The organism is Advenella sp. EE-W14 (genome assembly GCF_012923605.1).
Lineage (GTDB): Bacteria > Pseudomonadota > Gammaproteobacteria > Burkholderiales > Burkholderiaceae_B > Advenella > Advenella alkanexedens.
Window position 1 is genome coordinate 42,596 of the sequence record NZ_JAAVNG010000008.1, and the last position, 20,045, is coordinate 62,640.

A 20,045-nucleotide genomic window follows, 5' to 3' on the forward strand; every position below is an offset into this window, starting at 1 on the left:
CGTGTTCAAATTTAATGGCCGGCCCGGGTGCAAAACCTGCCGGGTGGCATTTTTCACAAAAGTAGATTGAATTTATGTTATTTGTTTTATCTCCCGCCAAAAAACTGGATTACGACACACCGCTGGCTATTCAAAAACATACCCAGCCCTTTTTTGTTCCGCAGGCCGCCGAACTTATTAACATTCTTAAAACCAAGTCGGCCGAAGAAATTTCAGCCTTAATGAGTTTAAGCCCGGCCTTGTCCGAGCTGAACGTAAACCGTTATGCTGCCTGGACAACAACCTTCGATCAGCATAATTCACGCCAGGCCCTGTTTGCCTTTAATGGCGATGTATACGAAGGGCTTGATGCGCAAACCCTGAATGAAAGCCAGGTGGATTGGGCCCAGGAACATATTGCCATTTTAAGCGGGCTGTACGGGGTGTTGCGTCCGCTGGATTTAATGCAGCCTTACCGCCTTGAAATGGGCACCCGGCTGGAAAATGCCAAGGGAAAAAACCTGTATGCGTTCTGGGGCAGCCAGATTGCGGCCTACCTCAATGCACGTTTGCAAAAGCGGGATTCCAGGGTGGTGATTAACCTGGCTTCTGAAGAGTATTTCAAATCGGTTGACCTTAAAGTATTGGATGCACGTGTGGTACAGTGCGTATTCCAGGATTATAAAAATGGCGTTTACAAAATCATCAGCTTCAATGCCAAGCGGGCACGAGGGCTGATGGCGCGTTTTGCCATAGAAACAAAAGCACAAACCCCCGAAGACCTGACGTTATTTGACAAGGAGGATTACAGGTTTGACCCCGAGGTATCCAGCCCGGACAAGCTTGTTTTCAGAAGGAAACCATGAATGCAAAAACAGGATTGCGCATTTTTTTGATTTTTGCGACAGGGTATTTTCTGTCGTATATATATAGGGGCTTAAACATTGGGTTTGCCCCTTTTTTGACGGCCGAGTTGGGGTTGTCGGCCGGCGATCTGGGTTTGTTAACCAGTGTTTATTTTGCCAGTTTTGCCCTGGCCCAGTTGCCGGCGGGCCTGGCGCTGGATACTTACGGTGCCCGTAAAACCGAAGCCTGCCTGTTGTTGGTGGCCGCTTTGGGGACGGTGATTTACGGTATGTCCAGCGGCATGATGGGTCTGATTGTGGGCCGGTTTTTAATTGGGATTGGGGTGGCGGTGTGTTTGGGGGCGGCGTTTATGGCACTGGCAAAAAGTTTTCCCGTCTCCCGCCTGCCCATGCTTAATGGCATGATGGTCGCACTGGGTGGTATGGGCGGTGTGGTCGTGGGTACGCCCCTGGCTTCCTTGCTTCAGCTTTATTCATGGCAAACCATTAGTATTGGTATGGCAGGGTGTACCGTGCTGGTTGTTGCCCTAATCTGGTTTGGTGTGATAGAACCCAAGGCGCAGCAGGCCAGCCCCAAAATGTCTTTTAGCAAGCAGTTGGAAGGGACCAAACGTATTCTTTCCCATCGGGTATTCTGGCAATTGGTTTCTTTACCTTCGGTTTGCGGTGGTGCTTTTTATGCTGCCCAGTCATTATGGGTACGGCCCTATATGATTCAGGCACAGGGGATGTTGCCCGAACAGGCGGACCGCCTGGTTTCCCTGTTGGGTATATCGCTGGTAGCCGGCACATTGGTAAGCGGTTTGCTGGCCCGTAAACTGGAGCGTCTTGGTTTGAATGTGTTCCGCTTTGCTGGCTTGGGACTGTTGACTTTCCTGTTTATTCAGCTGGGGATAATCATGCAGTGGCCAATACCGCATGCGCTGTTATGGAGTGCTTACGGGATTTCTGCCTCCTGTAATATTCTGGCTTATTCCGTGATGCTGGAGGTGTTTCCGCAACAGGTGATGGGGCGTGTGACTACGGCTTTTAATATGGTGTATTTTGTGTGCATTTTTGCCATGCAAATGGGGATTGGCTATATTCTGGATGTTTGGCCGCAGCAAGATGGCGTATATCCGGCCCAGGCACATATCACGGCCTGGGGAATTATGCTGGGCCTGCAATTGCTGGCGGCACTGTGGTATTTCTGGCCGTCGGCACTGAAGGTAGAGGCGGCTGAGTTTGCCTGAGTCGGCGCGGTGCGCTCCCACGCAGGAGCATGGGAGCTAGAGCGTCTGCTTCACGGCCTCGTTCCCATGCTCCTGCGTGGTAAGGGAAATATCCGGCTTGTCCCCATGCTCTTGCGTGGGGACGGGTGAATCTGCTTCCTTGTTTTGGCTTTTTTCAATCGCCGGCATCAAACCCAGTTCCACGGCCTGTTTGCGGATGTTTTCCACCGCTTTTTGCATTTGTTTTAGCGGGAAGGCCAGGTTGCTATATTCACCGTCGGTTTCAATCTGGCTGGGCGGATCGGGTACTTCGGTACGGTTTTCATCCAGCATGGCTTCAATATAATCCAGCGATTGCTGCATTTTAGGGGGTGTTTCGGGCAGGCTGGCCAGGTAAGGAATCAGTGAATTGATTTCACTGCCAACAGTATCGTTTTGCACCAGCAGCTTGTTAAGTGGCCGAATGTGAATTTGTTTGGATTTGGGCTCATTCAGCATGCGTGACACACTGTCGGCAAATTCGCTGTAGGCATTATGCAGGTTTTTTCGGGCCAGCTGGGTGCTGAAAAAGAAAATATTATCAGCCGGGGACGGATCTTTTTCCCGGTTCCCCTGTTGTTGGCTGGATTGTGCATACAGCATGGCGTTTTGCAGGTAATCGTGATTGGCCTGAATGGTTTTGCGGGCCAGTTTCAGGATTTGCTGCTTTTCCCACCAGGGGAAGACAAAACTGCAGCCAAAGGCGATCAGGCAGGCAAGGGCGGTATCCAGTGCCCGTTCGCCAATAATAAACAGCACGCTGGGCGTCAGGAAATAAAAACCGATTAGCACGTAAATGGTAATGTAGGTAGAGCCCAGGCGGTAGTTGGTGGCGACAAAAGCGTTACCTAAAACCATGGCCAGTAGCATGATAATAAACAATATCGCGGCATTGTCGGTGAGCAAAAACAGCAGCAGGGTAATGGCACAGCCCAGAATGGTACCGGTTAACCGTTTTTCGGTGCGTTGGCGGGTTAAGGCAAAACCGGGGCGCATAATAATCAGAATCGTGATCACGATCCAGTAACTATGGTTGGTCAGGGCCCGTATGGTGGCTGAATCTGAATACAGTAGCGGGGCCAGGTTAATGGTCAGCAGTACCAGGAAAACCGCCAGCGTGACGCGCAGGGCATAACGGAAAATGGCTGATTCCATGTTGAGGTTGCGACGGAGTTTATCCAGGCGGATTTCCTGGCTGGTTTGAAACTGGATCAGCGAATGGTCGCGACGAAGCGTATTCAAAGGCTCGATTTGGGTGTTTTCACGCAGGTTGTCGGCAATACGGTTGATGAAACGGTTGGCATTACGCATGCGTCGCAAAATTTGCACCGCCAGTGCATAGGTTTCCGGGTCTTCTTTTGGCAGGCCGTTGTTGCGCAACTGTTCGATTTCAAACTCAATGGCCCGCAATTCCGCCTTGACACTGTTGCGGTAATCAACCGGTCGGTTACGGGACAGGCTAAGAGCCGTGCGGTTCAGGGTGCGGCTTTGTTTGAACAGGGTGTCGCGCATGAAGAGCAGAATGTCGTGGTCCCTGAAGCGTTCGCGAAGCCGGACATAGTCGGTTTGGGTGGCCACCAGGGTGTCCAGCAGGGCAATCATGTCAATGAAAATATTCCACAAAATAATGCGCTGCCGGTCATGGCGATACTTGCCCTCGGGCAGGTTCCTGAGCACGACGTCGCGGGCGGTTTGGTGACGGTTGGTCATGGATACCATTTTGGGCGTGAGCTGCCGATAGCAGTCATCCAGATCTTTGGCCGTGTCGTACAGGTCGGCACGGGCCTTCATGTAGTCGGCCGTGGCATACAGGGCATCTGCCAGGGTTTGCCGCTCTTCACGAAAACGGAAAATATAGCTGCTGATAATGCTGAACAGGAAATAGCTGACACTACCCAGGAGGGTGTATTGGATATGACTCAGGGCCTGTTCGGAGGTCAGCGGGGTGCTGAGTGTCAGCATCATGATGAGCATGCAGCTAAAGCCGATGAAGCCACCCCTGACCCCATACACTGACAACATGGAAAAGAAAAACACCTGGGCGCAAATGACAATAAGCACCAGTGGCGGGTATGGGTTGATCAGGCCGGTAATCAAGGCGGCCAGGTTGCCCATGATGAGTCCGGCCAGCATTTCATTGAAGCGGGATTTTTTGGTGCCACCGGGCTGATCGATTAGCGCAATGCAAAGAGCACCGGCCGCAAACGCCATGCCTTCATTGTGTTTCTGGAAGACACCCAGGAATATGACAACCGGCAACAGGACGCCAATTGCCTTGCGCACGGCATAGAAAAGACTGGGACTGTAAAGAAATTTGGTAATGTTTTCAGCGCGTAAATCCATTGGGGGCTAATTCGTTGTCTATGATGAAGTGATGGATGTTAATCATTTAACCATCTTAATATGAATTGTTCCTGAATGCCCCGGGCCGGGCTGCAAATTTGTGACCCGCTTGCCACATCCGTTTAGGTAAAATTGCAATTGTTGTTTGCTTTCCGTGCTGCAATGCGGTACATTTAGGGCTTGTTTATTTTGCAAAACCTTAAGCAAAATAAGTGGTTTGCATAGTTATCATGCTATCCGCATGATTTTTTTGCGCCCCGAAGTAAATAGAATACAGCTCTTGGCCGCGCCACAAGCGTGTGTTGCCTAAGCATCCATTTCGAACTTTTTTGCGTTTTTTAACGCGTGAGCGAAAGTTGGTTGATCATGCATGCGCTGGTTTTTCGGCGTCCCCGGGTGGATTTTCTCCGTGAGAAATGAAGCGCCGTCGATGACGAAAAAGTGGTTCATGTATGCGGTTTAAGTGCCAGTCAATGCAACCCAGCCGGTTATGAAAGGAAATAACATGGAACTCAATGGCGCCGATATCGTCGTGCGTTGCCTTGCCGAAGAAGGTGTTCAACACATTTTCGGTTATCCAGGTGGCGCGGTGCTCTACATCTACGACGCAATCTATAAACAAAAAGATTTTCAGCATATCCTGGTTCGTCACGAACAGGCTGCCGTTCATGCGGCCGATGCCTATTCACGTACCTCGCAAAAAGTGGGTGTCTGTCTGGTTACCAGCGGTCCCGGCCTGACCAACGCGGTTACCGGTATCGCGACAGCGTATATGGACTCCATCCCCATGGTGATCATCAGTGGCCAGGTCAGTACCAAAGCCATTGGTGAAGACGCCTTCCAGGAATGCGATACGGTGGGTATTACTCGCCCCTGTGTCAAACACAACTTCCTGGTTCGCGATGTCAAGGATCTTGCCGATACCATGCGCAAGGCTTTCTACATTGCCAAAACAGGTCGTCCCGGTCCGGTGCTGGTGGATATCCCCAAAGACGTTTCCATGGATACCTGCAAGTACTCACCCCCCAAGGGCGAAGTGAAAATGCGTTCTTACGCACCGGTCGTCAAGGGGCATCACGGGCAAATCAAGAAAGCGGCCCAGCTGCTGCTCAATGCAAGCCGTCCCATGATTTATACGGGTGGTGGCGTGGTGCTGTCCAATGCAGCGCCTGAATTGCGTGAACTGGTTCAGTTAACCGGTGCGCCGTGCACCAATACCTTAATGGGCCTGGGGTCGCTTAATGCCGACTCAGACCAATATCTTGGCATGCCTGGCATGCACGGTACGTATGAAGCCAATATGGCCATGCAGAACTGTGATGTGCTCATTGCCATTGGCGCGCGGTTCGATGACCGGGTCATTGGCAATCCCAGGCATTTTGCCCAGGTAAACCGCAAAATCATTCATATCGACGTCGATCCTTCTTCCATTTCCAAACGGGTCAAGGTAGATATCCCCATTGTGGGTAATGTGAAAGACGTGCTGCTTGACCTGAACGAACTGGTGCGTGAAGCGGGTGACGTTCGCAAGAAGAATGAAAAAAGCCTGAAGGCCTGGTGGGAACAGATCAAGGTCTGGCAAGATAGGCAGTGCCTCAAGTATGAGCCTTCCAACGAGCTTATCCGGCCCCAGTTTGTGGTTGAGAAACTCTGGGAGGTTACCGGTGGCAATGCGTTTGTTACTTCAGACGTTGGCCAGCATCAAATGTGGGCGGCCCAGTATTACCGTTTCAACGAGCCACGCCGCTGGGTGAATTCTGGCGGCTTGGGTACCATGGGCGTGGGTCTGCCTTACGCCATGGGTGTGCAAATGGCCAATCCCGATGCGCAAATTGCGGTTATCACGGGTGATGGTTCCATTCAGATGAACATCCAGGAACTGGGTACCTGCAAGCAGTATCATTTCACGCCTAAAGTATTATGTCTTAACAACCGTTATCTGGGCATGGTGCGTCAATGGCAGGAACTTGATTACGGTGGCCGTTATTCCGAATCCTATATGGAGTCGCTGCCCGATTTTGTCAAGCTGGTGGAAAGTTACGGTCATGTTGGCATGCGTATCGATAAACCTGCAGATGTGGAACCTGCACTGAAAGAAGCATACGGTAAATATAAAGATCGTCTGGTCTTTATTGATTTCATTACCGATCCTGCTGAAAACGTCTGGCCTATGGTCAAGGCGGGCAAGGGTCTTACCGAAATGCTGCTGGGTTCAGAAGATCTGTAAGGAGCCAACATGAAACACGTAATTTCCATCTTGCTAGAAAACGAACCCGGTGCACTGTCCCGGGTTGTGGGGCTGTTTTCCGCGCGGGGCTATAATATCGAGACCTTAACGGTAGCACCAACCGAAGATGCCACCTTGTCTCGCCTGACCATCATGACGACCGGTTCTGACGATGTGATTGAACAAATCACCAAGCATTTGAACCGTCTGGTGGATGTGGTCAAGGTGGTGGACCTTACCGAAGGTGCCCACATAGAGCGTGAACTCATGCTGATCAAGGTTCGTGCCGTGGGCAAGGAACGCGAAGAAGTCAAACGCATGGCGGATATCTTCCGTGGACATATCGTTGATGTAACCGATAAGTCCTACACGATAGAACTCACCGGTACTCAGGAAAAAACCCAGGCATTCATTGATGCCATGGATCGCAGTTCCATTCTTGAGACCGTTCGCACAGGCGTGTCCGGTATCGGGCGCGGTGAAAGGATTTTGAAGCTGTAATTGTTGAGAAATCAGGTATGATTCCACTGATGCAGTTCAAACCATTTTTTTGATTTATAAAAATATATTTTGGGGCTTTAAATGAAAGTTTTTTACGACAAAGATTGTGACCTGTCTTTAATCAAAGGCAAAAACGTGGCCATTATCGGTTATGGTTCTCAAGGCCATGCGCACGCATTGAACCTGCACGAGTCAGGTGTTAACGTGACTGTTGGTCTGCGTAAAAGTGGCGCAAGCTGGAACAAAGCGGTTAATGCTGGCCTGAAAGTGGCTGAAGTGGCTGAAGCCGTTAAGTCTGCCGACCTGGTTATGATTCTTCTGCCCGATGAAAACATTGCTGAAGTCTATAACAGCCAGATCGCTGACAACCTGAAACCCGGTGCAGCACTGGCATTCGCTCATGGCTTCAACGTTCACTACGGCCAGGTTGTACCTCGTGCCGACGTAGACGTGATCATGATTGCACCGAAAGCACCTGGTCACACTGTACGTGGTACTTACTCACAAGGTGGTGGTGTTCCTGCGCTGGTTGCCGTTCATCAGGACAACTCCGGTGCCGCTCGCGACATCGCCCTGTCTTACGCTTCAGCCATTGGTAGCGGCCGTGCCGGTATCATCGAAACCAACTTCCGTGAAGAAACCGAAACCGACCTGTTCGGTGAGCAGGCCGTTCTGTGCGGCGGTGCTGTCGAGCTGATCAAAGCGGGTTTTGAAACCCTGGTTGAAGCCGGTTATGCACCTGAAATGGCTTACTTCGAATGTTTGCATGAATTGAAACTGATCGTGGACCTGATCTACGAAGGTGGTATTGCCAACATGAACTACTCTATCTCCAACAACGCTGAATACGGTGAATATGTCACCGGCCCACGTGTTGTGACTGAAGAAACCAAGCAAGCCATGCGCGAAACCCTGAAAGACATTCAGACCGGTGAATACGCAAAAAGCTTCATCCTGGAAAACCAGGCAGGCGCACCTACACTGCGTTCACGCCGCCGTCTGAATGCCGAGCATCCTATCGAGCAGGTTGGTGCACAACTGCGCGCCATGATGCCCTGGATTGCTGCCAACAAACTGGTTGACCAAACCAAAAACTGATTTTAGTTTGCGGGTTGCGCACTCTCGCGCCACTCGCCAGCTCGTTCCCACGCAGCGCGTGAGACCGAATAAATAGATAGACTACAGGCTCCCACGCTCCCGCGTGGGAGCCTGTTTTTTTTGCCTGTAGACTTTTCCGTTACCACGCGGGAGCGTAGGAACGAATAACCTGTCACTGTCTTTGAAAGCCAATGGCTACGCAGGCAAACGCCAGGGTGTGGGCGCCAGTGTCAAGGTCAGCTATGCGTTTTAAGCGGTAAGTGCGTTACCACGCGGGAGCGTGGGAACGAGTAAAAAACCACCTTGAAGATCCCCGTTTAGTCCGTCAAGATCGTGTGCTCGCTCCCGCGTGGGAGTGAATACCCGCTAATTGAAACATTGCTTAGGGTTCGGGCTGGCAGATTTGCCTGTTTTTAACGGCAAGCAGGGTACGGTAAGCCAGCAGCAAAATAATCACGTTCAATACCAGCAGCAATATACCCGCCAGTATGGGGTAGAAAATGCCTGGGTTAAGGTGGGCCATTTCAAAGGTGGCAATGGTAATGGCGGCCAGTGGGAAAGAATAAGCCCAGGCTGAAAGGGCAAACGGCAGCCTGAAAAACCGCAGGGCATTGCTGGCCAACAGCAAGGTAAGGAATAGGGCAAAGAAATACAATACTCTGGCAAAGCCATCCAACTGGTGGTTATTAAGGGCCAGGTAGGAAATAAAGGCCACTGATGGCGGTGCAATCAGAATGAACAGGGTGGGCGTTAATTTGGCCGGTAGTGGTTCATGAAAAAAGATACGATAAAAAACAATTGTCATTAACACTATCCAGAACACCAGGCCAATACTGAAAAAGAACCAGCTAATGTCCATCGGGGCATGGTGCACGCCGGCAATGGGGATCAGGATGTTGCCCACTACCGGAATGAACCAGGCCGGGTTGGCATGGGTGATTTGGTAATGGCTTTTGTTCAGCCAGCTGTTAATCACGGCAATGGTAAGCAGAAAGTGCCCAAGGGTGGCCACTGCCCACATCCATTTTGAAACGCCGGGTACCGATAGCCATGAAATGGAAACCAGCAGCAAGCCAATGGTGATGGCAGCCATGAAATTGATTTTTACGGGGTGACACCATTCTTTTTTCACTTCTTCGGGAAAGCGAAACAGCTTGCTGGTGTAAACAATAAGCAGAAATGCATACAGCAGGGTGACCAGCCAGCGGATGCCAATACCGGGGTCAAGCGGCAGACCAAAGGCCTGTGCGGCTTTCAGCCAGGCAATGGCCAAGCCGGCCATACCCATGACGGAAGAGAACAGGGCAACCGGAAAATAGGCAAGGCGACTGTTTTGTTGAGCGGGAAGGGTGCCGGAAATGGAGTGATTCATGTTTAAAATATCTCGGGTTAATGACAATTCAAGACAGACAGGCCAAAGGGATAGGGTGATTGCGCAGGCATTTGGCGGACAATATCCTGCAGCGCAGACTGGACCATTTCCTCAAGGACAGGATGATAAAAAGGCATTTGCAGCAATGAGGCTGCGGTTTCTTTGCGTTGAATGGCCCATGCCAGCAAGTGTGCCAAATGTTCGCCACGGGCAGTCATGCCGGCAGCGCCCAGTAAGGTGCCGCTTTCGGCATCGGCATAAATATGCAACAGGCTGTTTTCTTCATGCAAAACCCGGGCCCGGCCATTGCCGGTGCCCTGTGCCTTGCCGATAATAATGTTGCGTTCTGTAAGGTTGCCAATCGTTTCACCCACACTGAAAACATCCGGGTCTGAAAAGGCAATGCCCACTGACACCATGCGTTTGAAGCAGACGGGACTGTCTTGCACGGCATTGAAACCGGCAATACTGCCTTCGGCGCTGGCTTCATGCATTAAGGTTTTGCTGCCGGTGCAGTCACCGGCCAGAAATACGGGCAGGCCTGTGACCTGCATGGTATGCGGGTTGAAGGCGGGGATGCCTTTTTCATTCAGCGGGAACCCGGCTGCTTGCAGATTCAGGGAATCCAGGTTGGGGCGTCGGCCCAGTGCCGCCAGTAACAGGTCTACCCTGGCCTGGTGGTTGCCCGATTGCAAAATCACCCCGTTTTCAGCCAGGCTGACCGCGGTTGGCTGGCCAAGCCACAGTTCCATTTCCTGGCTGAAACGGGCAATGGCCTGTTCATTGATGTGCGGGTCGGTAATGCCCGCAATGGCCGGTGACAAATCAGCCCCCACCACCTTGATGCCCAGACGGGACAGGGCCAGGCCCATTTCCATGCCGATGGCACCCAGGCCTAAAATGCCAATGCTGGAAGGCAGTTCTTTAAGCTCAAACAGTTCATCGGTGCTGACGGTATATTCCAGAACCGGATCAAGCCAGCCAGGCACGGCGGGGCGTGAGCCGTTGGCAATAATGACTTTTTTGGCATGCACCAGGGTGGTTTGGCCGTTGTGGCTGACTTCCAGGGTGGTCGGGTCAAGAAAGCGGGCAGTGCCGGTTAAAAGATGCTCTTGGGCGGCTGAAATGGCCATATTGCTGGCCCGGTTGGCAAAAAAATCCCTTTGTTCTTGCAGTTGTGCCCAGGTTTTTTTCAGTTTGTCTGCGTTAAAAGTGTTGGTTTTGTTTTCAGTGTTTTGTTGCAGTTTTTGTATGGCACCTTCATGCAAGGCCAGTTTTGATGGCATGCAGCCCACCCGTGCGCAGGTGGTGCCCAAAGGGCCTTTGTCGATAAGCACAAATTGTTTATTGGCGCGACGCACTTCCCTAAGCGCATAAAGGCCAGCCGTGCCCGCGCCAATAATGGCGACATCAGTTTGAATGGTTTTTTGGTTCATGGCAGATATTCCTTTCTGTTGAAAGAGGCAGAATGCTTTACAGCTAAATATTATATAAAATAATATAATATTTTTATATATAACTTTTTGTTTCGGATCAATGAAGCAGAAAATAGTGCCTGCAACAAGTTTTTATGCGGTTATCATTCAGTTACCTGCATTAAATAGCTCATCGCAGCAAGATGGACTTGCCTTCCATAAACCGGTTGAACAATCCAATAATTGCGTGTAGCCTTGTTGTTATTCGCGAGTGTTTCAGGTGTGTGTTTGCTTGCCTTGGCAGGCGGCGCAGACTTGTATTAACACAGGTTATAAAACGATCAACCTCTGTGAAAACAGAGGTTTTTTTGCAGGAAAATCCAATGAAAATAAAAAACTCTGGTTATGGCGGGCATGCTGGCCCTGGCTTCCCTGACGGGCGTGGCACAAGCCAATGAAACTCTTGAAATCGGTGTGGAAGCCTTGTACCCACCTTTCGAAAGCAAAGCGCCCGATGGCACCTTGGTGGGCTTTGATATTGAATTGGGTGAGGCCGTTTGTGCCAAAATGAACGTCAAATGCGAATGGGTGGAAACCAGTTTTGATGGCCTGATTCCCGCCCTGAATGCACGCAAGTTTGACTTTATCAATTCAGCCATGGATATCACGGCGGCCCGTCAGAAAGTGATTGATTTTACCCAGCCGGTATATATCGTGCCCAGCCAGTTGCTGGTTAAAAAAGGGTCTGGCCTGCAGCCCACTGTTGAGAGCCTTCAGGGTTTGTCGATTGGGGTATTGCAGGGCTCTTCGCAGGAAGCCTTTGTGCGCAAGCATTGGGGCAAACAGGGGGTGAAGATTGTTTCTTATGCCTCGCAAGATCAAATTTACCAGGATTTGGCCAATGGCCGTATTCAAGGTGCCGTGCAAAACAGTCCCAGCGCCCTGGACAGTTTTCTGAATCGCCCTGAGGGTGAAGGGTATGAGCTGGTTGAGCCCATTTTGCATGATGCCGGGATTTTTGGCGAAGGTATTGCTTTTGGCTTGCGAAAAAAAGATACCGAACTTAGGCAACATCTTGATGCCGCCATTCAGGAGTTGAAAAATGACGGGACTATAGGCAAACTGTCAGAAAAGTATTTCAATGCCAACTGGGTGGCGAAGTAATCAGCCACCTTTAACGCCAGGATGTCATTATGCAGATAAAATCCAAGTTTTCCTCTAGCGGTAGCGGTATTTTTAGTGTTACTGATGATTTATTAACGCAATATGATGCCATCAACCTGGCGCATGGTACCCCCGATTTCCCATTCTCCCAGGAGCTCATCGAGAATGCCCATGAAGCGATGCAGGCCGAAGGCAGCCAGCAGGCTCCCTGGGCGGGGTTAATGGCCTTGCGTGAAAAAATTGCCGACAAGATATCATTTCTTTATACCCATAGCTACCATCCCGACACGGAAGTGACGGTGATGCCCAGTGCCAAAGAGGCGGTGTTCGCCAGTATCGCGGCAGTGGTGCATGCGGGTGATGAGGTGATTTATTTTGAACCCTCCGTTGACAGCTATGCGGCCATGATTAGTTTACAGGGGGCAACACCGGTGGCCATCAGGCTGGAAGCACCGCATTTTACGCCAGACTGGAATCAGGTAAGGGCCAGGATCAATGCCAGAACCCGCATGATTATTATCAACTCGCCCCATAACCCTACGGCCTCGGTATTGTCTGAGGCTGATGTTCAGGCGTTGCGGGATTTGGTGAAAGACAGTCCTGTTATTATCCTGTCCGATGAAGTGTATGAGCACCTGGTTTTTGATGGCGATGAGCATCGTTCCATGTCCGCTTATCCGGATCTGGCGGCCCGTTCTATTGTGGTGACTTCGTTTAGCAAGGTGTTTAAGGTAAGCGGCTGGCATGTGGCCTATTGCGTGGCACCTGCCATTCTTACCCGGGAAATCCGCCAGGTCCAGCAATATGTCATGTTCCCGGCGGATACACCCATGCAGTATGCGCTGGCTGCGATTATGGAGCAACCCAATCATTACATGACATTATCAACCATTTACCAGGAAAAAAGGGATTTACTGGCGCATGGCCTGAAGTCATCCCGGTTTGAGCTGTTACCCAGCAAGGGCGGCTATTTCATGCTGGCCGGTTTTGGGCATTTTAGTGATTTGTCGGATGTGGATATGGTCAGGAAACTTATTGTTGACCATGGCGTGGCCACACTGCCGTTGTCGGCATTTTATTCGGATGGGACCGATCAGGCAGTGATACGGTTAACGTTTTCCAAGGATGATGAAACGTTGGAAGAGGGCGCCCGCAGGCTGTGTGAAGTTTGACGGGGGGGCGGGGGCGTTCCCACGCAGAGCATGGGAACGAGTAACGAGTAGCGGGCAAGAGTAAAGTAACCTCAGATGCAACTCGCTCCCATGCTCCTGCGTGGGAGCTGGTGGTGCACGTAATAAAATATTAAGTTTTATTGCACCTTGATATTTGATTCCTTCACGATATTGCCATACAACTCGGAATCGCGTTTGATCAACTCACCCAATTCAGCCGGTGTGCTGCCAACCGGCACGAAACCCGCATTCTTGAACTTTTCAATCACCTCAGGATCTTTAACCACCTCGGCGATTTCTTTTGAAACACGTTCCACAATCTCTGGTGATGTACCGGCCGGGGCCATCAGGGCTACCCATGAGTTCATCTTGAAGTCCTTGAACCCTGACTCATCCAGCGTGGGCACCGATTCTTCACCTTCATACTTTTCTGCAGAGGTTACACCCAGCACATTCAGCTTGCCTTCTTTCACATAAGGCATGGGTACCAGGATGGGGTCAAATACCATGGAAACCTGACCGCTTAACAAATCAGCCAGAATAGGGGCGCTGCCTTTATACGGGATATGATTCATCTCAAGACCCGCAATTTTCGCAAAATGCGCACCTGTTAAATGCGCACTTGAACCAATTCCGCTAGAGGCGTAATTCAATGGATTTTTCTTGCCATACTCAACCAGCTCTTGCAGTGAATTAACCGGCAGCTTCTTGCTGGTAAACAAGAACAGCGGCAAATCGGCAATATGTGAAACCGGTGTGAAATCTTCATTGGAGTAATTCAGCTTATACAAATGCGGATTCGCGGAGTAAGCGGCCAAGACCGTTACGAATGTATAGCCATCGGGTTTGGCCCGGGCAACCTGTGCGGTGCCAATCGTGCTGTTGGCGCCGGGTTTGTTTTCAACCACAATGGTTTGTCCCAGACGGTCGGACAGTTTTTGCATAACCACCCGCGAGACAGTATCGGTGGAACCACCGGGGGTATAGGGCACAATCACCGTAATGGGCTTGGATGGCCATTTATCCTGTGCCATGGCACTTTGTGAAAACATGAGCGGACTTACCGCAGCCAACGTTGCCAATACCAGTTTTTTCATTGTAAAAAGCCTCCTGTGTTAATTCTGCATAGTAGAACATGATTTTATTTCTAAGGGTTAATGATAGATGCATTGTCCTAATAAATCCAATTATTATTAACCGCATAGTGGAAACTCCTTAGTTAAATATGGAATGTTTCTGCGGATGGCTTGCCATTTTTATGAAGGAAATGACAGGTCATCATTTTTAATTGGCATAAATGACAAAATAAGGAAGTGAGACATGACGTTCAGTTTTCAAAGCATTAAGAGAGTAACGTTGCCCGCGATAATGGCCGGCCTTTTGCTGGGAGCACCGGCTTTTGCGCAAGAAAACTATCCATCCAAACCCATTACCATTATTGTTCCCTATGCGCCTGGCGGGACGACAGACCTCATTGCCAGGGCAATGGCGGACAGCCTTTCCCGTCAGCTTAAACAAACCATCGTTATTGAAAACAAATCGGGGGCGGCAGGTTCTATGGGTGCCAATGAAATGGTGACCACCAAGCCCGACGGATATCGTCTTGCCCTGTCACCGGTGGGTATTTTCCGTCAGCCTTATTTGCAGCAAACCCGTTACGATCCTATCAAGGACTTAACCTATATCGCAGCGTTTGCAGAATACGATTTCACCATTTCCGTCGCAGCGGATTCTCCCATCAAAAGCGTTAAAGAACTGGTCGAATATGCGCAAAAAAATCCGGGTAAGATTGATTACGGTACACCGGGGCGCTTTACCGGTAATCACGTGGTCATGACTGAATTGGGGACGGCAGTGAATGCTAAATTTACGCATATTCCTTATAAAGGAGATGCGGAAAACGTGGGCGCCCTGATGGGCGGACATATCAAATCGTCCGTTGTCTCTAATAGCGTGATTCCTTTTGTGCAATCGGGCAAGGTCAGGATTTTGGCCACCGCTGCCAATGAACGTCCTGAAGCTTTTGCCGAGTATCCCACTTTAAAGGAACTGGGTTATCCGGTGGTGATTCGCTCTCCATTGGGTTTGGCAGGACCCAAAGGTTTGCCTGAGAATGTGGTGTCTATCCTGGAAAAGGCGGTAAAGATTGCCATGGATGATCCCGTCGTTCTTAAAGTGCTGAAAGACTACGGCATCCGCACTGATTATATGGATTCAGCCCAATACACTGAGTTTGCAAAGAAAACGTTTGAGGAAGAACGCAGTATTGTGGAAAGAATGAGGCAGGATTCCTGATCCTTCTAAAGAAATTCCCGGCTTGGAAATACCCCCTGTACGTCAGTGCAGGGGGTTTGTTTTTGTTGGGATTCCTTTTTTGCGTTAAATTCTTGAGTTAAATCATTCCGCAATGCAAAACATGATTTTATAATTATTGATCGAATTGGTCGGCCTGATCGGAATGCGAAAACGCCGATCTGGTCGGCGCGATCAATATCTTAGCGGCAGGGCATGCCGTGTTGGCCTGTGGAGGAAGGGGGCAGTCAAACCGTCCAGCGAAGCAGGAACCCGCCGAAGCGACTGGACAGGGGGTCGCCCTTGTTTAGCGCCGCAGGAATCGCCCTCCTTTAGGAGGGCGAGGATGTCAAGCAAGAGAAATCAACCCGTCTGGTGATAGAATATACCCAATGTGGTTACCGGGCGCTGTGCCTGATATTATTCCGATCACGGAAGCAGGAGATATTTATTTATGAAAAAATTCTTTAAATTGGCTGTATTAAGTACCGCTGTAGGCGCTGCTTTTTTTACCTCGACAACAATGGCGCAGGGCGCAGAAAATTACCCTGGCAAACCCATTACGCTGGTTGTTCCCTATGCGGCAGGTGGTACCACCGACCTGATCGGACGGGCATTGGGCGCAAGTCTGTCCAAACAGCTGGGTCAAACCATTGTGGTTGAAAACAAACCCGGTGCAGCCGGCTCCATGGGCGCCAATGAAATGGTCAATACCAAACCCGATGGCTATAAACTGGCTTTGACACCGGTGGGTATTTTCCGTCAGCCTTACTTGCAGGCAACCCGTTACGACCCCATCAAGGATTTAAGTTATATTGCCGCTTTTGCCAGCTATGACTTTGCACTGGGTGTTGATGGCAATTCTCCTTATAAAACACTGGACGAGTTTCTCAAGCATGCTAAAGCAAACCCCGGCGAAGTGACCATCAGCTCTCCCGGTCGTTATTCCGGTAACCACGTGGCGATTGTGGAATTGGCCAAAGCGGCAGATGTTGATGTGACTCACGTGCCTTATAAGTCAGACTCTGAGGCTATTGGTGCATTGATGGGCGGCCATCTGGATGCCGTCATGTCCACCAATGTCATCATTCCATTCATGGAGTCTGGCAAGGTGCGTGTATTGGGTGTGGCAGCAGAAAAACGTCCCGAAGCCTTTGCTGATATTCCAACCCTGACCGAATCCGGTTATGAAGTGGTGATTCCTTCTCCGCTGGGTATTGCCGGCCCCAAAGGCTTGCCACAGGAAATTGTTGAAAAGCTTGACCTGGCAGTGAAAGCGGCCATGGAAGATCCGGATTTCCTTAAAGTCATCAAGGATTACGGTGTAAGAACTTATTATATGGATAACAAGGCTTATACCCAGTTTGCGATTGAGAACTTTGAGAACGAAAAAGACGTGATCCAAAGAATGGGCAATGAGTAATTAATTGTCGCTTCATGCAAAAAGCCCGACCACTGGTCGGGCTTTTTTATGTTATGGCTGTTTGCCGGTCTGCACAACCGCATGCGGAGCGCTTCGCATGGGTTGTACAGCTTGCAAAAATCAGGCAAAGACGCGGAAGCGCTCTGCATCATCCATAAATGTTTTTTCAGCAGCGGGGGCTTCAATGCTGCCAAAAGGCATTTGGGCGCGCAGTTTCCAGCTGGCAGGCAGGTTCCAGCGGCTCATTGTCTGTTCGTCAATGATAGGGTTGTAGTGTTGCAATGATGCGCCAATGTTGTGGTCAGCCAGGGCCAGCCATACTGCGTGCTGGGCAATGCCAGAGGCCTGCTCTGACCAGATCGGGAAGTTGTCGGCGTAAGCGGCAAACTTTTCTTGCAAGCCCTTGACAACGTCCTGGTCTTCAAAGAACAGAACAGTACCGTGACCGGCACGGAAACCGTTGATTTTGGCTTCGGTGGCAGCGAAAGCATCAGCGGGCACAATCGCGCGCAGGGTGTCTTCAACGATTTGCCAGAATGCCTCGTGTTCGCCGTTGAGCAGGATAACGGCACGTGAGCTTTGTGAGTTGAAAGAGGAAGGGGAGTTGCGGATGGCTTCCTTGATAACGGATTCAATCGTGCTGTTGTCGGTGTTTACGTTACGACCCAATGCGTAGATGCTGCGACGGGATTTCAATTTATCTAAAAAACTCATGTCTAACCTTACGAAAAAATAATTATTCAGTTCCTGCTGATTTTTACGTTGCCATCCGGAACCTTATATGGCAATCAAACGTTTTATGACAGCTGTTTAGCGGGCTATCATATCAAATAATAGGACTTCGGCATTATTGGCTTGCTGAATCTGAACCCGTGATTCGGCCGTCAGCTTGAGCGCGTCGCCGGTATGCAGTTGCTGGCCGTTAATGGTGATGTCACCTTTCACGACATGAATATAGGCAATGCGGTCGTTGGCCAGCGTGTATTCGGGGGCCTGGGTGCCGTTAAAAATACCCGCATGGAGTTTGGCATCCTGGTGAATGCGCACGGCACCCTGTTCACCATTGCCAGAGGCGATCAGGCACCACTTATCCTGTTTGTCTTCGTCGTTAAAAACGGCTTCCTCATAGCTGGGTTCAACATCTTTCTGGTTGGGATAAAGCCAGATTTGCAGAAAATGGGACTCTTCAGAGGCGGAAGGATTGAACTCGCTATGCAAGACACCGGTACCAGCGCTCATGCGCTGAACCTGGCCGCGACGCAAGATAGAACCATTGCCCATGCTGTCTTTGTGTTCAAGTGCACCTGACAGCACATAGCTGATGATTTCCATGTTTTCATGTCCATGGGTGCCAAAGCCCTGGCCGGGTTCCACCCTGTCTTCATTAATCACGCGAAGCGGGCCAAAACCCATTTGTTTGGGGTTGTAGTAACTGCCAAATGAAAATGAGTGGTGGCTGTCCAGCCAGCCGTGCTGGACGTGTCCCCGTTCATGACTTCTGGTAATTGATAACATGTCATATTCCTTTCATCTAAGAACAGTTTATTTAAAAATTATTTTTTTATAAAAACTGTTTAAATTCAATATGCAGGTATTATGCTTTATTTATTTTTGTTTGAAAAACGGAAAGTTTTATGGTGTATCATCAAATTATTTGAATATAATGACTTGGTCAACGGTCAACGGTCAACGGTCAACGGTCAACGGTCAACGGTCAACGGTCAACGGTCAACGGTCAACGGTCAACGGTTTGGTGGCCTGTGTTGCGAAATGGATTAAGGGTTTTTCATGTTCAAGATCAGTCTGGAAGCTTTGAATTTGCTGGATGCAATTGACCGGCACGGTTCATTTGCCGGTGCTGCCAAGGAATTGTTTCGCGTCCCTTCTGCTGTTTCTTATACGGTACAGAAATTGGAAGAAAACCTGGATGTTAAATTGTTTGTGCGCAACGGCCCCAAAATCAGCCTGACCCGGGCGGGTGCCGAGTTGCTGAAAGAGGGAAGGGTGCTGATGCAGGCTGCGGCCGAGCTTGAAAACAGGGTGAAAAGGGTTGCCAGTGGGTGGGAAACCGAGTTGCGGATTGGTGTCAATACTATGTTTTCTTCACTTTGTCTGAAGGATGATTTGCAGGCTTTCCACCAGGAAACCAGTCAAACGGGTATACGGGTTTCAGAAGAGGTGCTGTCTGGCACCTGGGAGTCGCTTCAGGATGGCAGAACCGATATTTTTATTGGGGTTACGATTGACAATATCTCTTTAAGTGGCGAGTACCACACACATTTGATCGGGCAGATGCCGTTTAGTTTTGTGGTGTCACCCAGTCATCCACTTGCGCAGATGGATCGTCCGCTAACGCAGGCCGATTTACTGGCACATCATGCCATTGTGGTGTCGGATTCAGCCCGAAGGTTGCCGGCCCGCACGGTCGGGGTGTTGTCGGGGCAGTCCAGTATTACGGTGCCCAATTTGTTAAGCAAGTTTGAATATCAAATGGCAGGGTTGGGGTTTGGTTTTTTGCCAGCGCCTTATGTCGAAGAAGCGGTGCGCCAGCGGTTGTTGGTTGAAATGGAGGTCAGCATTCCGAAGCCGATAGAGACGCTGTATGTGGCCTGGCGCAATGAATCACCGGGCAAGGCGCTGGCCTGGTGGCAGAAGCGGCTGGCAAGACCCGATTTGTTTGAGCGGATGGTGGCGTTTACCAGGATGCAGCTGTATAAGCGGCCCCAGTTGTTGCAGATTGTTTGATGGGGATTTATTTTTCTTCGTGATATCTGAAAATATTTTGGCTTCCTGCTATTCAATTGTATGTTAAAAATCCATTGGCAGCAAACGGAAGACTGGCTGGTATTATCCAGGTTTGTTGCGCTCCCTTGTTTTTAGGTACCCGAAAACGGGCACAAGCATTTCTTTCTAAATTAGGCAAAAGGTGTGGCAAGTGCAGCC

The 20,045-nt window shown here is 50.1% G+C and carries 16 protein-coding genes; 10 read left to right on the forward strand and 6 right to left on the reverse strand.

What is annotated here, in order from left to right:
• The first annotated feature begins 74 nt into the window (after nt 1-74).
• Complete coding sequence (yaaA, locus tag HCX92_RS05810; RefSeq protein WP_169293999.1) at nt 75-845, forward strand: peroxide stress protein YaaA; 771 nt, start codon at nt 75-77, stop codon at nt 843-845.
• Complete coding sequence (locus HCX92_RS05815; protein ID WP_169294000.1) at nt 842-2,077, forward strand: nitrate/nitrite transporter; 1,236 nt, start codon at nt 842-844, stop codon at nt 2,075-2,077. The genes yaaA and HCX92_RS05815 overlap by 4 nt, the downstream gene beginning before the upstream one ends.
• 36 nt (nt 2,078-2,113) lie before the next feature.
• On the opposite strand, the gene HCX92_RS05820 is transcribed toward HCX92_RS05815, so the two are convergent.
• The gene (locus tag HCX92_RS05820; protein ID WP_169294001.1) at nt 2,114-4,438 is read right to left on the reverse strand and encodes an FUSC family membrane protein; all 2,325 of its coding nucleotides are present in this window, start codon (nt 4,436-4,438) and stop codon (nt 2,114-2,116) included.
• 505 nt (nt 4,439-4,943) lie between these two features.
• Between HCX92_RS05820 and HCX92_RS05825 the strand changes: the two genes are divergently transcribed.
• From HCX92_RS05825 to ilvC, 3 genes are all read left to right on the forward strand, one after another.
• A complete protein-coding gene (locus tag HCX92_RS05825; RefSeq protein ID WP_169294002.1) occupies nt 4,944-6,665 on the forward strand; it encodes an acetolactate synthase 3 catalytic subunit in 1,722 nt (573 codons plus the stop codon).
• A gap of 9 nt (nt 6,666-6,674) precedes the next feature.
• Nucleotides 6,675-7,166: an acetolactate synthase small subunit gene (ilvN, locus tag HCX92_RS05830; RefSeq protein ID WP_169294003.1), complete on the forward strand. Its 492-nt coding sequence runs from the start codon at nt 6,675-6,677 to the stop codon at nt 7,164-7,166.
• 81 nt (nt 7,167-7,247) lie between these two features.
• On the forward strand, nt 7,248-8,264 hold the full coding sequence (gene ilvC, locus HCX92_RS05835) for a ketol-acid reductoisomerase (RefSeq protein WP_169294004.1): 1,017 nt from the start codon (nt 7,248-7,250) through the stop codon (nt 8,262-8,264).
• Between the two features lie 382 nt (nt 8,265-8,646).
• Here ilvC and HCX92_RS05840 read toward each other — a convergent pair whose 3' ends face one another.
• A complete protein-coding gene (locus HCX92_RS05840) occupies nt 8,647-9,636 on the reverse strand; it encodes an SLAC1 anion channel family protein (protein WP_169294005.1) in 990 nt (329 codons plus the stop codon).
• 17 nt (nt 9,637-9,653) lie between these two features.
• Entirely contained in the window at nt 9,654-11,072 is a 1,419-nt protein-coding gene (locus HCX92_RS05845; protein WP_169294006.1) for a dihydrolipoyl dehydrogenase, read from the reverse strand.
• 384 nt (nt 11,073-11,456) lie between these two features.
• Here HCX92_RS05845 and HCX92_RS05850 point away from each other — a divergent pair, with 384 nt between their 5' ends.
• Both HCX92_RS05850 and HCX92_RS05855 read left to right on the forward strand, forming a co-directional pair.
• Complete coding sequence (locus tag HCX92_RS05850) at nt 11,457-12,215, forward strand: ABC transporter substrate-binding protein (RefSeq protein ID WP_169294007.1); 759 nt, start codon at nt 11,457-11,459, stop codon at nt 12,213-12,215.
• A gap of 29 nt (nt 12,216-12,244) precedes the next feature.
• Complete coding sequence (locus tag HCX92_RS05855) at nt 12,245-13,387, forward strand: methionine aminotransferase (protein WP_169294008.1); 1,143 nt, start codon at nt 12,245-12,247, stop codon at nt 13,385-13,387.
• Nucleotides 13,388-13,524: 137 nt separating this feature from the next.
• Here the strand turns inward: HCX92_RS05855 and HCX92_RS05860 are convergent, their stop codons facing one another.
• Nucleotides 13,525-14,484, reverse strand: coding sequence for a tripartite tricarboxylate transporter substrate binding protein (locus tag HCX92_RS05860; RefSeq protein WP_169294009.1), 960 nt, complete (start codon nt 14,482-14,484; stop codon nt 13,525-13,527).
• Nucleotides 14,485-14,707: 223 nt separating this feature from the next.
• Here HCX92_RS05860 and HCX92_RS05865 point away from each other — a divergent pair, with 223 nt between their 5' ends.
• The gene (locus tag HCX92_RS05865; RefSeq protein WP_169294010.1) at nt 14,708-15,682 is read left to right on the forward strand and encodes a tripartite tricarboxylate transporter substrate binding protein; all 975 of its coding nucleotides are present in this window, start codon (nt 14,708-14,710) and stop codon (nt 15,680-15,682) included.
• A 451-nt stretch (nt 15,683-16,133) separates the two neighbouring features.
• The gene (locus tag HCX92_RS05870; protein ID WP_248290008.1) at nt 16,134-17,102 is read left to right on the forward strand and encodes a tripartite tricarboxylate transporter substrate binding protein; all 969 of its coding nucleotides are present in this window, start codon (nt 16,134-16,136) and stop codon (nt 17,100-17,102) included.
• Nucleotides 17,103-17,222: 120 nt separating this feature from the next.
• Here HCX92_RS05870 and HCX92_RS05875 read toward each other — a convergent pair whose 3' ends face one another.
• The gene (locus HCX92_RS05875; RefSeq protein WP_169294011.1) at nt 17,223-17,816 is read right to left on the reverse strand and encodes a nitroreductase family protein; all 594 of its coding nucleotides are present in this window, start codon (nt 17,814-17,816) and stop codon (nt 17,223-17,225) included.
• A 96-nt stretch (nt 17,817-17,912) separates the two neighbouring features.
• Nucleotides 17,913-18,617 carry a pirin family protein gene (locus tag HCX92_RS05880; protein WP_169294012.1) on the reverse strand — a complete coding sequence of 235 codons (705 nt, stop codon included), beginning with the start codon at nt 18,615-18,617 and terminating at the stop codon, nt 17,913-17,915.
• A gap of 273 nt (nt 18,618-18,890) precedes the next feature.
• Between HCX92_RS05880 and HCX92_RS05885 the strand changes: the two genes are divergently transcribed.
• Complete coding sequence (locus tag HCX92_RS05885; RefSeq protein WP_169294013.1) at nt 18,891-19,847, forward strand: LysR substrate-binding domain-containing protein; 957 nt, start codon at nt 18,891-18,893, stop codon at nt 19,845-19,847.
• Nucleotides 19,848-20,045: the final 198 nt, after the last annotated feature.